A 13,830-nucleotide genomic window follows, 5' to 3' on the forward strand; every position below is an offset into this window, starting at 1 on the left:
TTGATTGAGGATTTCACATTGCGCCTTTTTTCCCTTCTGCTCTGCCTGGGGTTAACCTGTTTTTCCTCTACGGCACAACCACCTGGCTGGCATGAGCTACGCCAACAGGCAACAGGCCAGACGGTCTACTTCAATGCCTGGGGCGGCGATCCGGCGGTGAATAACTATCTCGACTGGGTGAGTGGCGAGATGAAACGGCATTACGGCATAACGCTGAAAGTCGTGCGTCTGGCAGACGCCGCCGACGCGGTGAAACGCATCCAGAATGAGGCAGCCGTCGGACGCACCACCAACGGCTCGGTTGACCTGTTATGGGTGAACGGTGAAAACTTCCATACCTTGAAGCGTGCCAATCTGCTTGCAGCAGGATGGGCTGAACGCTTGCCCAACTGGCAGTATGTCGATTTGCACCAACCCGTGCGAGAAGATTTCTCCGAGCCTGTCGAGGGGGCTGAAGCCCCTTGGGGCAGCGCGCAGCTGATGTTCATTGGCGATACAGAGCGCACCAGCGTTTTCCCTCGAAGCGAGCAGGCATTGCTGGATTTTGCCAAAGCACATCCGGGGAAAGTCAGCTACCCCCGCCCACCGGATTTCACCGGCACCGCCTTTTTAGAACAGTTACTCATGGGGCTGACCGAAACACCGCAGGCTCTGCGTTCGGCTCCCGATGCGGCGACTTTTGAGCGGGTAACTGCGCCGCTCTGGCACTACCTCGACCGTTTGCATCCTTATCTGTGGCGGCAAGGGAAGGCTTTCCCACCGACTCCAGCCCGGATGGACCGCATGTTAGCCGATAGCGAACTGTTGCTGTCGCTGACGTTCAATCCTGCACACGTCGATAATCTGATTGCCCGCCACCAGCTTGCGGCAACGGCCCGATCGTTTGGCTTCGAGCAGGGCATGTTGAGCAACGTGCATTTCGTGGCCATTCCTGCCAACGCCAAGGCAAACGCGGCAGCACAGGTGGTGGCAAATTTCCTGATGTCGCCGCAGGCACAGATCCGCAAGGCCGATCCTGCCGTCTGGGGCGATCCCAGCATACTGGATGCCCATCTGTTACCCGCGCCGCTTGGTGCACAGTTGAAAGCGCTGGTCCCTCGTAGCCAGGAGAGCGTGCCATTTCTGGCCGAGCCGCACGCGGCCTGGGTAAGCGCGATCGAAACAGCCTGGTTGCAGCGCTACGGTTCTCGATGAGTCACAGACTTTCACTCGTATCGGGGCTGGCGTGGCTGCTTATGAGCCTGATCTTTTTACCGCTGCTGCCCGGATTTGCCTTGATGGCGGCCCCGCTGGTTGCGAGTGAAGTTTGGCTGCATATCTGGCTCGATCCACAATGGTCGTTTGCGCTGCTTGCTACGCTGGTTTCCACCTTGATCAGCGTAGTTGGTGCACTTTGTCTTAGCCTGTTCATTGTTTGCGGCCTCTGGCCCAGCGCACGCTGGCAAGGCTACGTTCGCCGGTTGCCAGTGCTGCTGGCTTTTCCTCACGTGGCATTTGCCAGCGGTTTTTTATTACTGTTTAGCGACCACGGTTGGCTAATGCGGTTACTGCCCTTCGAGCTCCCGGTGGATAAAGAGGGCGTTGCGCTCGGCATCATGCTGGCGTTCAAGGAAACGTGGTTTCTGCTGTGGTTTGCCAGCCTTCAGCTTAATCAGCAGCAACTGGAACAACAGCTGACCATCGCTCGTTCCCTGGGTTATGGGCCGTTGCACAGCCGCTTGCTGACGCTGGTCCCACAACTACTGCCCCGTCTGGGTTGGGCGCTGGTTGCCACTACTGCATACAGCCTGTCGGTGGTCGACGTGGCCGTCATTCTCGGCCCGAGCAACCCTCCGACCCTCGCCGTACTGGCCTGGCAATGGATGAACGACAGCGATCCATTACAGCAGGCCAAGGGAATGGCAGCCTCCTTGCTGTTGCTGACGCTCCTGGCCGGGTTAATCCTGGTCGGGCGTATAGTGTGGCACTGGGTTGGCGCACGACTGGGGCAATTTTCAGGCTATCGCTCGGCGCTGGATATCCGCATTTTTTCCGCAGGCATGACGACCAGCCTGGCAATCATCGGGTTTGCCGCGGTGGCAATCCTCTCGCTCTGGTCATTGGCCGATGGCTGGTTTTATCCCGCTCTGTTCCCGAATTCGTTATCACTTTCCGGCTGGCAGCTTGCAGATTACGATACGCTGCTGACCACGTTGTGGCTGGCACTGGTGAGCAGCCTGTTGGGCACCGCCATCGTTCTGCTGTGGCTAGAGGGCTGCCCACGTCGGTTTGATCTCTGGGTTCTGTTGCCACTGATCTTGCCTGCGTTGCCGCTCGCCGCCGGGCAGTATCAGATCCTGCTGCGGATTGAGCAGGAAGGTACTTGGCAGGCGGTAACCTGGAGCCACCTGCTGTGGGTTGTCCCGTATACACTGCTGGTATTAAAACCGGCGTGGCTGCGTCTGGATCCTCGTCATGCGTTGGTAGCACGCACGTTCGGCTGGTCAGGCTGGAAAATTTTATGGTGCATCAAGATACCGTTGCTGCTGCGCCCACTGCTCGGCGCACTGGCGATGGGTTTTTCCGTCAGCGTGGAGCAGTATTTGCCAACGCTGTACGCCGGAGCAGGCCGTTTTGCCACCGTCACCACCGAAGCCGTGGCACTCAGCAGCGGCGGCGATCCGCAGCAGTTGGCGATCCAGGCTCTGTTGCAGATAGTGTTGCCCGCAGGGATGTTTATCTTCACCCTGCAGATAAGCCGCCTGATTGGCCATTACCGCCAAGGATTACGCTAATGCTCACCGTCCGTCATTGTTCGTTATTTCACGGCTCACGCCCTTTATTGCAAGACATCGGTTTCGACGTCGCTGCGGGCGAAATCATCACGTTGATGGGGCCGTCCGGCGCAGGGAAATCCACGTTTCTCAACTGGATGATTGGCGCGCTACCCGTTGCGTTTAGTGCCACCGGCCAGTTGCTGCTGAACGACCTGCGCCGGGATACGCTGCCTATTGAACGGCGGCAGATTGGCATTCTGTTTCAGGATGCGCTGTTGTTTCCCCATCTGAGCGTTGGGCAAAACCTGGCGATGGCAATCCCCACGGCAGAGACCGGCCATCGGCACCGACAGCGGCTTGTTGAGCAGGCGCTGGAGAGTATCGGTCTGAACGATTATGCCAGCCGCGATCCGGCCACGCTTTCCGGTGGGGAACGAGCGCGCGTCAGTGTGGTACGCGCTTTACTGGCAAAGCCGGAAGCTCTGCTGCTTGACGAGCCATTCTCTCGTCTTGACCAGACGCTGCGTGCGCAGTTTCGCCAGTTTGTCTACGACAGGGTAAAACAACAGCGACTGCCGGTTGTGTTGGTTACGCACGATCCTCAGGACATCCCAGAGGGTGGGAAAGTTATCCAGCTACGCTAACAAATGTTGTCGATATGAGGTATCGCAAAGAATACCCCACCGCGATCGCCCACAATAGCCGCCTCCTTTGCTATCCATACAGGTTATAACGATGAAACGTGTTTCTCAGTTAACCACCGCCCTGCTGCTTGCCGGACTTTCATGCACCACCCTCGCCGCCACGATGAACCTTGCCACGGTGCAAACCCAGCAAGGTGCAGTCATTGATACTCGCCCAAGCGCATTTTATAACGGTTGGCCGCAATCCCTTGATGGCGTAGGAGGTCATGAGCCTGCCGCACTTAACTTGTCTGCATCCTGGTTGACGCTAATGAGTGACGGGCAGATCAAAGCGTGGGCGCAGCAGCACCATCTTTCACCAGCCGGTTTGATTGCGCTGTACGGTAACAATGAGGATACACAGGCCGTCACCACCCGTCTGGCCAAACTCGGTTTTAGCCAGGTGGTGCAACTTGCCGATGGCTTGCAGGATCCCGCCCGCCTGCAAAAAATGGCACATTTCGAGCAGTTGGTTTATCCGCAATGGCTGCACAATCTCCAGCAGAACAAACCGGTTACCGCCGCCCCGGCAGGAGAGTGGAAAGTGATTGAAGCCGCCTGGGGGGCACCGAAAAAATATCTGATCGGCCATATTCCCGGCGCAGATTATATCGATACCAACGAAGTCGAGAGCGAGCCGCTGTGGAACAAGGTTTCCGACGAGCAGTTGAAGGCAATGCTTGCCAAACATGGCATTCGCCACGATACCACCGTCATCCTGTATGGCCGCGATGTGTATGCGGCGGCCCGCGTCGCACAAATCATGCTTTATGCCGGGGTCAAAGACGTTCGCCTGCTTGATGGCGGCTGGCAAACCTGGAGTGACTCCGGGTTGCCGGTTGAACGTGGGTTAGCTCCGGACGTTAAGCCCGTGGCAGATTTTGGCGCGCCAATTCCTGGGCAGCCGCAGTTGATGCTGGATAGCGAACAGGCACGCAAGCTGTTGCATCGCCAGGATGCTTCACTGGTCAGCATCCGTTCCTGGGCCGAGTTTGTGGGTGACACCAGCGGCTATAGCTACATCAAGCCAAAAGGCGAAATTGCCGGAGCACGCTGGGGGCATGCCGGTTCCGACTCCACGCATATGGAGGACTTCCACAATCCGGATGGCACCATGCGCACGCCAGATGACATCGCCGCCATGTGGAAAAGTTGGAACATCACGCCGAATCAACAGGTTGCCTTCTACTGTGGCACCGGTTGGCGCGCCTCGGAAACCTTCATGTATGCTCGCGCGATGGGCTGGGAAAACGTAGGCGTCTACGATGGCGGCTGGTACGAGTGGAGCAGCGACCCCAAAAACCCGGTGGTGAGTGGAGATCGCAGTCCAGATAAACTCTGAGTTACTACTCTTTATTCTCCCTCGCCCGAGGGAGAATGATCCATTCGCTTTAACGTCTGATAACCGCTCCATACCCGCGTCAGCGTAGTCATCCAGCATAGCGCACCAAATATCCACGCCAGCCAGACAAATGCTCCCGGCAGCAAGCAGCTGAGAATAAACAAGGCGATGGTTTCAGTGCCTTCGGTCAAGCCACCGAGGTAATAAAACGATTTATGCGCGTAGCCGGGGTTATCAAGCCGGTGCTTCTGGGCCAATGCGGCAAATGCCAGAAAGCTGCTGCCAGTGCCGATAAACGCAAACAGCAGCCAGGCCCCTGCCAAGGCATTTTGCTGCGGGTCGGCGAGAATAAAGCCAAATGGCACCAGCGCGTAGAACAGGAAATCCAGCGAGATATCAAGAAAGCCGCCCGCATCGGTTAGCCCGCGCCTTCTGGCCAGAGCACCATCCAACCCATCAAACAGACGGTTAAGTACAATGGCCACCAGCGCCGCGCCATACCACTGTAGCGCCAGCAACGGTAAAGCCAGTACGCCAATGGCGAACCCAAGCAGCGTCAGTTTATCGGGTGAAACACCCGGTTGATCCACCACGCTGACCAAGCGATTTAATGCGGGTTTGAGCCGTGAATGCAGGTAGCTATCAAACATGGGGCGGTTTCCCCGATCCAGTGAAACATAGCCCCTGCGCGGGGATATCCAGAGCGGCATTAAAGCGCGCGGATAGGTTCTGGAAGGCGATCAGCGCCGTCAGTTCGGTTAGCGTCTGGTCGTCAAAATGGGATTTCAGCGCCTGCTTAAGCGTTTCGCTGACCAACGGTGGCGTTGCGGTCATCGCATCGGCATAGGCCAGCGCCGCGCGTTCGCGCTCGTTAAACAGCGTCTCAGTGGGCCAGTTTGCCACCGCCAGCACTTTGTCCATAGAACCGCTGCGTTCGGCAAGGCGCAGGCTATTGGCATCAATGCAAAATTCACAGCAGCACTGCTGAGAAACGCGGGTCATCACCAGCGAACGGGTCACCGCATCAAGGCTAGCACGGCGGCGTTCCAGAAAACCGACGAACAAGGCAACCAGCCAAAACAGGAAGGGAAATCGCCCCCACCAGCGCGTAGGGTTAAGTACCGCACCAAAGTGTTTTTGCTGCATTTTGGCAATCGGACGCAGGCTGAGAGGTAAACGGTTTAACGGTGCCACCCAAGGGGATTGTTTCGCCATAGCTTAAAACCATGCCTCAAATAAACTAACGTGACGAGCATTATGCCACGCCCTGGTGCCCGTTGCTGAAAGGGCTTCGCTGCTTTAGTCATCCGATTTGCTTTACTCCCGGTGGAGCAAATCCGCATAAATCCCGGTGAGCACCCCGCCCGGCGCAAACTGCTTTTTGATCCACTGGGTGACCTGCCCGGTTGCCGCATGTTGAGTCGCCAGCAGCATGCTGGAATCCTGCCGTGGGTTGTGAATGGCGCGGGTTGCCAGCAGCCCTTCGGCTACCGGTTCGCGTGCCATATACTCCGGCAGGAAGCCGATCCCTTCCCCCAAAATCTGGCACTGACACTTGGTGTTAAAATCCGGCACCAGGATTGCTTCCTGCCCATGCAGTAACCAACCGACTTTTTTATTGATGGTATGCGCGGTATCTTCCACCATGATGTTGGGGTAGAGCCGTAACTGACTCTCCGAGATGGGCTCCGGCATAAAGGCCAAGGGATGATCGGGGGAAATGGCGAACACCCAACGGATGGCACCAATTTCGGTGTAATCAATCCCGCCACCGTCCAGCAGCGTATCCGGCGCGCCAATCGCGATATTGGCTTGATTGTTGATGATGGAATCCCAAACGCCGTTATACACCTCGGTAGTCACCGTGATGTGGCAGGTTGGGAATTGCTTCTTCAGTACCTGCAACAGCCGGGCGGTATGCCGTGGGGTATAGAGCAACTGGTTGATGCAGATGCGTACCCGCGCCTCGATGCCTTGAGAGATGGTATCAATGCCGCGCTTGATGGCATGGAAATCGTTGAGCAGGTCGGTCGCCTTGCGGTAGAAATAAAAGCCGGATTCGGTAAGCTCAATACTGCGGGTGCTGCGGTTAAACAGCACCACGTCCAGCCCGGTTTCCATGCGTTTGATGGTGTAGCTGATGGCCGACGTCGTCAGATCCAGCTCTTTTGCCGCCTTGCTGAAGCTGCCAAACCGCGCCGTGGTGGTAAATGCCAACAGGTTTTCTTCGGTAAAAATAGAATTCATGACTCCCCTCACCCTAACCCTCTCCCACAGGGAGAGGGAACTGTCCGAGCCACAACTTGGCTTATGCATCCGGCCTTAACTTTGTATCTGCCCTCTCACCTACGACCTAGCCGCAGACTAGCACCCACACCAGACCGCAACTCCGCGCTGGCTCCCTCTCCTTGTGGGAGAGGGTTGGGGTGAGGGGGAATCGCATTGTTGAATGTATTTGCAAATCCTATGACGCGCAACCAGTATTGAACAAAATTTAACACTGCCATTACAACTGATTTGAAGACAATCACACTTCTGATTATTTGTTTAGAGCCTGATGTGGCGCGAGATGAAAGCCCATTCCCCACAGGGACGTTTGCCCTGGTAAAAGATGCAAAACATAAGAGAAAGATTGCGCCGACGCACAGTTTGCCTTTATTGTTGAATTGTTTTCAACAATTATTCCCTTTGCGATGAATGATTCTTAAGCGGATGTTTTTATCCGTCATCTGTTGCTATTCTCAGTAGCAATGAAAGTATCCAAGCCCACTGAAAATAGGGAGCGAGAATATGTCTGATAAAGCGCTGATTAGCGATTTTCTTTTTGCGGCGGAACAAGGCGATAGCGAGGCGCTGAAAAGCTGCCTGGATAAAGGTGTAGATATCAATGCCGTCAACCGCCAAGGCCGCACAGCTATTACCATTGCCAGCCTGAATAAACATTACGACTGTGTGGAGTTATTAATCGCAGCCGGTGCCGATATTGATAAGCAAGATCAGACCTGTTTTAACCCCTTCCTGCTGAGCTGTCTGAATAATGACTTAACGCTGCTGCGCCTGGTATTGCCAGCAAACCCGGATTTGGACCGTTTGACACGTTTTGGCGGCGTAGGTATTACCCCAGCCAGTGAAAAAGGCCACGTCGACATCGTGCGTGAATTATTGACGTGTACCGAAATTAACGTCAACCACACCAATTTTGTGGGCTGGACGCCGCTGCTGGAAGCCATTGTGTTAAATGATGGCGGTGCGAAACAGCAGGAGATTGTAAAATTACTGCTCGAGCACGGCGCGAATCCGCATATGACCGACAAATATGGTAAATCTCCCCTGACGCTGGCACGTGAAAAAGATTATCGCGAAATTGCTGAACTGCTGATCGCAGCCGGAGCCTAACCCGAGGAGAAGCCCTATCGCACAGCCATTACGGCAGTGCATTACAGCGTTATCGGCGGAGGTGGCGTTTCCCCGTCAACGGCTAAGTGGGCAGGTCGAACAGGTTTTTTCCCGCGCGGTTAACCTGTTCGTCCCCGAGCAGAACATGCTCTACACGTTATTAAGCGACGAGTATGACAACGCCCCGAATAGTTGCCGTATAGCGCTCAGGCACTGCGACAAACTAGTTAGCCCAGGAGATCGAGTCGAGTTTTCTCAGGGCGGCATTGAAATAGGCCAACACAGTTGGATTGATTTTTCCGGTTGCCAAATATGGCAACAGCCCGAGCTGTATTTAACCGACGCAAACAGGGCCGACATTGCCTGGCACCAATGGGGGGCATGCCTTAATCAACATGCTGCATCCGGTAATTCTCTCTTTAATTACCGTGGCGATAATATATTTCACCGCGAAATGGCCAGGTTATTACAATTGCATCGCGACGCATTATTTATGGCGATACGCCGCAATGAAGATCCCGGCGATGCTATACAGTCCCTCATTGGTTTGGGGATTGGCCTGACGCCTTCCGGTGATGATTATCTGGTTGGCCTTTGCTCTATATTGTTGTTGCCCGGGCATCCGGCGAAAAAATATCGCGAACTATTTTTAGCCGAGTTGGAAAAAGCGCAACAGAAAACGACGTTACTGAGCGCTATTACCTTAGAGGCGGCAATCAATCAGCGTTACCGACAGGTGATCGGCCAGCTGTTAGAGAAATTAGTACACGACGATCGTCACCTTATTATCGCTACCATCAACAAGATTAAACAGATCGGTTCAAGTTCGGGTTGCGACATGCTGCATGGCATGGCAGATGCCTGTCTCTTGACCTCATATTTTGGAGAAAAATATGCCCATCAGGATCATTGTAAAAAACAACACCTGGTTTGATTCCGTTTCGCTGATGTCTATTTCCACCAAAGCGAACAAGCTGGAAGGCGTTGAGCAAGCCTTTGTGGCCATGGCCACAGAGATGAACAAGGGAGTGCTGGAGAATCTGGGCTTGTTGACCCCAGAACTGGCAGCCGCCAAGAATGGCGATCTGATGATCGTGATTAAAGGCATCAGCGATGAAGCGAACGATGCCAACCTGCTGGCCATCGAAGCCTTGTTCACCCACAAAGACCAAGGTGGCCGCCACGAAGCACGCTATGCCACCCTTACCAGCGCGAAAACCCATATTCCGGAAAGCAATCTTGCGGTGATCTCGGTCAACGGGCTGTATGCGGCGCGTGAAGCCCGCCAGGCGCTGGAAAACGATCTCAACGTGATGCTGTTCTCCGATAACGTTTCTATCGAGGATGAATTGGCACTGAAACAGCTGGCGCATGAGAAAGGCCTGCTGATGATGGGGCCAGACTGCGGCACCGCCATCATTAACGGCACCGCGCTGTGTTTTGCTAACGCGGTACGCCGGGGCAACATTGGCATCATCGGCGCATCCGGCACCGGTAGCCAGGAGTTGAGCGTGCGTATTCACGAATTTGGCGGCGGCATTTCGCAGCTGATTGGTACCGGCGGGCGCGATCTGAGTGAAAAGATTGGCGGCCGGATGATGCTGGATGCGTTGGAGATGTTAGAGCAGGACGACGGTACCGAAGTGATCGCGCTGATCTCCAAGCCCCCTGCTCCTGCCGTGGCAAGCGCGGTGCTGGAACGCGCCCGCGCCTGCCGTAAACCGGTGGTGGTTTGTTTCCTTGGCCGTAATGAACCACCTGCCGATGAGCCAGGATTGCAGTTTGCTCGTGCAACGAAACAGGCTGCATTAAAGGCAGTGCTGCTTACCGGGATCAAAGAAGAGTCTCTCGACCTGCATCCGCTCAACTGGCCGCTGATTGAAGAAGTGCGTGCCAAGCTGACACCGCAGCAAAAATATATTCGCGGCCTGTTCTGTGGCGGCACCCTGTGCGACGAAGCGATGTTTGCCGCATTGGAAAAACACGACGACGTTTACAGCAACATTCAACCCGATCCGGCCAAGCGCCTGCAAGATCTCAACCGCAGCGTGGCACATACCTTCCTCGACTTTGGCGATGATGATTTCACCAATGGCAAACCACACCCGATGATCGACCCGACCAACCGCATCCAGCGCCTGTTGCAGGAAGCGCGCGATCCAGAGGTTGCCGTGATCGTGATGGACTTCGTGCTGGGGTTCGGTTCCCACGAGGATCCGGTAGGCGTGATGATCGATGCGATCAAAGAAGCGAAAGCGATTGCAGCCAGCGAAGGCCGACCATTGGAGATCCTCGGCTATGTGCTGGGCACCGATCTTGATACGCCGTCGTTACCACAGCAGTGCCAGATGCTCACCGATGCGGGCGTCATCTGGGCGAGCAGCAGCACCAATACTGGATTGCTGGCGCGTGAATTTGTCTGTAAAGGAGGGAAAGCCTGATGAGCCAGTCGTTATTTAACCAACCGCTGAATGTGATTAACGTCGGCATTGCCATGTTCAGCGACGATTTGAAAAAACAGCATGTTCCAGTGACCCATCTGGACTGGACACCCCCGGGCCAGGGCAATATGGCGGTGGTTGAAGCCCTCGACCAGATTGCTTCCCCGGCGCTGGCCGACAAAGTCGCTGCCGCCAACAAACTGGCGCTGGAACGCATTATCCAATCGCATCCGGTACTGGTGGGTTACGACCAGGCGATCAATGTCGTCCCCGGTATGACTCGCCACACCATTTTGCATGCTGGCCCGCCAATCACCTGGCAAAAGATGTGCGGTGGAATGAAGGGCGCGGTCACCGGTGCGCTGGTATTTGAAGGATTGGCGGCCAACCTCGAGGAAGCAGCGGAACTGGCAGCCTCTGGCGAAATCATCTTCTCGCCGTGCCATGAGCATGATTGCGTGGGTTCGATGGCGGGTGTGACCTCGGCGTCAATGTTCATGCACATCGTGGAAAACAAAACCTACGGCAACCGCGCTTATACCAACATGAGCGAGCAGATGGCGAAGATCCTGCGCATGGGGGCCAATGACCAGAGCGTAATTGACCGCCTGAACTGGATGCGCGATGTGCTGGGCCCAATGCTGCGCGATGCCATGAAGCTGGCCGGTGAAATTGACCTGCGGCTGATGCTGGCGCAGGCGCTGCATATGGGTGATGAGTGTCATAACCGTAACAACGCGGGCACCACACTGCTGATCCAGGCGCTGACGCCATGGATTATCCAGACGGGTTACTCAGTTGAGCAACAACGTGAAGTGTTTGATTTTGTCGCCAGCAGCGATTACTTCTCCGGCCCGACCTGGATGGCGATGTGCAAAGCAGCAATGGACGCAGCACACGGCATTGAATACAGCACCGTAGTCACCACCATGGCGCGTAACGGCGTTGAGTTTGGTCTGCGCATCAGCGGCCTACCGGGCCAATGGTTTACCGGCCCGGCACAACAGGTGATTGGCCCGATGTTTGCTGGTTACAAGCCCGAAGATTCCGGGCTGGATATCGGCGACAGCGCCATTACGGAAACCTACGGCATTGGCGGCTTTGCCATGGCGACCGCCCCGGCCATCGTTGCACTGGTCGGGGGCACGGTGGATGAAGCGATCGATTTCTCACGCCAGATGCGTGAGATCACCCTCGGCGAAAACCCCAACGTCACCATCCCACTGCTGTCGTTTATGGGGATCCCAACGGCGATCGATATTACCAGGGTCGGCAGCAGCGGCATTCTGCCGGTGATCAACACCGCCATTGCCCATAAAGATGCGGGGATCGGCATGATCGGTGCCGGGATTGTCCACCCACCGTTCGCCTGTTTCGAGAAAGCCTTACTGACTTATCGCGACCACTATTGCCAATAAAAAAATAACGGGGCTAACCCAGCGTTAGCCCCACCTGACACCAGAGAGTTGTTCACCTGCAGGACCAATGGCGATCCCGTGGATCGTCGAAAGTTGTTAAACGACCTGTGAAGGATTTTCCATGAACAAAATGAAATTAGAGTGGAAACGCGGTGACTGGGCGGCCTACTTCGGGCTGATGACCAATAACCTGACCAACCTGCTCACCATGATGGGGTTGCTCATCTTTGTGGTGGGTATTCCCAAAGAGATTGTTTACGGGCGCATCGCCCCTGCCTTTGGCCTGGCAGTGATGATGGCCAGCATCTGCTACACCTGGTTTGGCCTGCAAATGGCTCGCCAGACCGGCCGTAGCGATGTGACCGCGCTGCCTTCTGGCCCAAGCGCGCCGTCTATTTTTACCGTGACCTTCCTGGTGCTGATGCCGGTTTATCAGTCTACCGGCGATGCGGACTTTGCCATTTCGATCGGCCTGGTGTGGTGCTTTGTTGAAGCGCTGATCCTGGTGGGCGGCTCATTCCTCGGCGAAACCATTCGCAAGATGATCCCGCGCACCGTGCTGCTCTCCTGCCTTTCCGGTTTGGGGCTGTTACTGCTGGCGATGAACCCGATGTTGCAGGCGTTCGAAGCGCCAACCGTCTCGTTTATCGTGCTGCTGCTGATCTTTATCAACTGGTTTGGCAAAAAGCCGATCTTCGCGCGCATTCCAACCGGTTTGCTACTGCTGATCGCCGGTACTGCGCTGGCGTGGATCTCCGGCCTGCAAAGCCCGGACGCGATTAAGGCTTCGATGTCCTCCTTTGGCTTTAACCCGCCAGGGTTCCATGTCGACAGTTTTATGCAGGGTCTGCCACATGCGCTGCCGTATCTGGCCTCCGCCGTTCCGCTGGGGCTGGCGAACTACATCTTTGACCTGGAAAACATTGAAAGTGCCCACGCTGCCGGTGATGAATACAACACCCGTAAGGTAATGATGGCTAACGGACTTTCCTCCATGTTCGGCTGCCTGCTGGGTAACCCGTTCCCGGTGACCGTCTATGTTGGCCACGCCGGTTGGAAAGCGATGGGCGCCAGCATTGGTTACACCTTGGCTTCCGGCGTGACGATGTTCCTGGTGCCGCTGTTCGGGCTGGGTGCCTTTATGCTGGCGGTGATCCCAATGACGGCGATCGTGCCCATCCTGGTGTTTATCGGTGTGGTCACCGCCAACCAGGTGGTGAGGGAAACGCCGAAGATCGAGGTACCGGTCATCTTCATCTGCCTGTTCCCATGGATCGCCAACTGGGGATTAACCGTGGTTAACAGCGTGCTAGGGGCGGCGGGCACCTCGGGAGCCAAGCTGGGCGCAGAGTTGCTGCACAGCAAAGGCGTGTATTACCAGGGCCTGGTGCATTTGGGTAGCGGTGCTCCGCTCGCCAGCATGCTGTGGGGATGTATTGCGATTTTCGCCATCATCAACAAACCGCTGCGTGGTGCGGTAGCGGCGGCAACCGGTGCGTTGCTGGCGTTGTTCGGCGTGATCCATGCTCCTGTCGTTGGCTTTGCCGAGGGAAGCTCCATGATGTTCGTGGTGGCTTACCTGATGATGTCAGGCATGTTTGTAGTGAAGCATTTCCTCGACAGCCGTGAACAGGTGGTTGCCGCAGTGCAGGAACCCACCAAGACAGCCTAAGCCCTCACCCCAACCCTCTCCCACAGGGAGAGGGAGCGGTCCGGAGCACTTGGTAAGCTCGTACTGCTTCGGAAAGCAGGCAGGGTATTACGCAGAAAAATCAACAAACTCGATCGGTCCCC

General features: G+C 55.8%; 12 protein-coding genes. 9 read left to right on the forward strand and 3 right to left on the reverse strand.

Annotated features, from left to right (window positions below; all coding sequences use genetic code 11):
* Window positions 1–18: 18 nt before the first annotated feature.
* From ACRDCA_RS06735 to ACRDCA_RS06750, 4 genes are all read left to right on the forward strand, one after another.
* Window positions 19–1,194, forward strand: coding sequence for an ABC transporter substrate-binding protein (locus ACRDCA_RS06735; RefSeq protein WP_438688827.1), 1,176 nt, complete (start codon window positions 19–21; stop codon window positions 1,192–1,194).
* 41 nt (window positions 1,195–1,235) lie between these two features.
* On the forward strand, window positions 1,236–2,774 hold the full coding sequence (locus ACRDCA_RS06740) for an ABC transporter permease (RefSeq protein WP_438688828.1): 1,539 nt from the start codon (window positions 1,236–1,238) through the stop codon (window positions 2,772–2,774).
* Window positions 2,774–3,400, forward strand: coding sequence for an ATP-binding cassette domain-containing protein (locus ACRDCA_RS06745; protein WP_438688829.1), 627 nt, complete (start codon window positions 2,774–2,776; stop codon window positions 3,398–3,400). Before ACRDCA_RS06740 ends, ACRDCA_RS06745 begins: the two co-directional genes overlap by 1 nt.
* 91 nt (window positions 3,401–3,491) lie before the next feature.
* The gene (locus ACRDCA_RS06750; RefSeq protein WP_438688830.1) at window positions 3,492–4,781 is read left to right on the forward strand and encodes a rhodanese-like domain-containing protein; all 1,290 of its coding nucleotides are present in this window, start codon (window positions 3,492–3,494) and stop codon (window positions 4,779–4,781) included.
* 11 nt (window positions 4,782–4,792) lie between these two features.
* Here ACRDCA_RS06750 and ACRDCA_RS06755 read toward each other — a convergent pair whose 3' ends face one another.
* The 3 genes from ACRDCA_RS06755 to ACRDCA_RS06765 form a co-directional block, all read right to left on the reverse strand.
* Window positions 4,793–5,431 carry a CDP-alcohol phosphatidyltransferase family protein gene (locus tag ACRDCA_RS06755; RefSeq protein ID WP_438688831.1) on the reverse strand — a complete coding sequence of 213 codons (639 nt, stop codon included), beginning with the start codon at window positions 5,429–5,431 and terminating at the stop codon, window positions 4,793–4,795.
* Window positions 5,424–5,996, reverse strand: coding sequence for a carboxymuconolactone decarboxylase family protein (locus ACRDCA_RS06760; protein WP_438688832.1), 573 nt, complete (start codon window positions 5,994–5,996; stop codon window positions 5,424–5,426). The genes ACRDCA_RS06755 and ACRDCA_RS06760 overlap by 8 nt, the downstream gene beginning before the upstream one ends.
* Before the next feature lie 102 nt (window positions 5,997–6,098).
* Entirely contained in the window at window positions 6,099–7,028 is a 930-nt protein-coding gene (locus ACRDCA_RS06765; RefSeq protein ID WP_438688833.1) for a LysR substrate-binding domain-containing protein, read from the reverse strand.
* A 543-nt stretch (window positions 7,029–7,571) separates the two neighbouring features.
* Here ACRDCA_RS06765 and ACRDCA_RS06770 point away from each other — a divergent pair.
* From ACRDCA_RS06770 to ACRDCA_RS06790, 5 genes are all read left to right on the forward strand, one after another.
* Window positions 7,572–8,177, forward strand: coding sequence for an ankyrin repeat domain-containing protein (locus tag ACRDCA_RS06770; protein WP_438688834.1), 606 nt, complete (start codon window positions 7,572–7,574; stop codon window positions 8,175–8,177).
* Window positions 8,178–8,322: 145 nt separating this feature from the next.
* Window positions 8,323–9,111 carry a DUF2877 domain-containing protein gene (locus tag ACRDCA_RS06775; RefSeq protein WP_438688835.1) on the forward strand — a complete coding sequence of 263 codons (789 nt, stop codon included), beginning with the start codon at window positions 8,323–8,325 and terminating at the stop codon, window positions 9,109–9,111.
* Window positions 9,071–10,618 (forward strand): acyl-CoA synthetase FdrA, encoded by a 1,548-nt coding sequence (fdrA, locus tag ACRDCA_RS06780; protein WP_438688836.1) that lies wholly within the window; start codon window positions 9,071–9,073, stop codon window positions 10,616–10,618. The genes ACRDCA_RS06775 and fdrA overlap by 41 nt, the downstream gene beginning before the upstream one ends.
* Entirely contained in the window at window positions 10,618–12,036 is a 1,419-nt protein-coding gene (locus tag ACRDCA_RS06785; protein ID WP_438688837.1) for an oxamate carbamoyltransferase subunit AllG family protein, read from the forward strand. Before fdrA ends, ACRDCA_RS06785 begins: the two co-directional genes overlap by 1 nt.
* Window positions 12,037–12,157: 121 nt before the next feature.
* Complete coding sequence (locus tag ACRDCA_RS06790) at window positions 12,158–13,708, forward strand: xanthine permease (protein ID WP_438688838.1); 1,551 nt, start codon at window positions 12,158–12,160, stop codon at window positions 13,706–13,708.
* Window positions 13,709–13,830 lie beyond the last annotated feature (122 nt).

Source organism: Serratia sp. (in: enterobacteria) (genome assembly GCF_051654945.1).
Classification (GTDB): Bacteria; Pseudomonadota; Gammaproteobacteria; order Enterobacterales; family Enterobacteriaceae; genus Chania.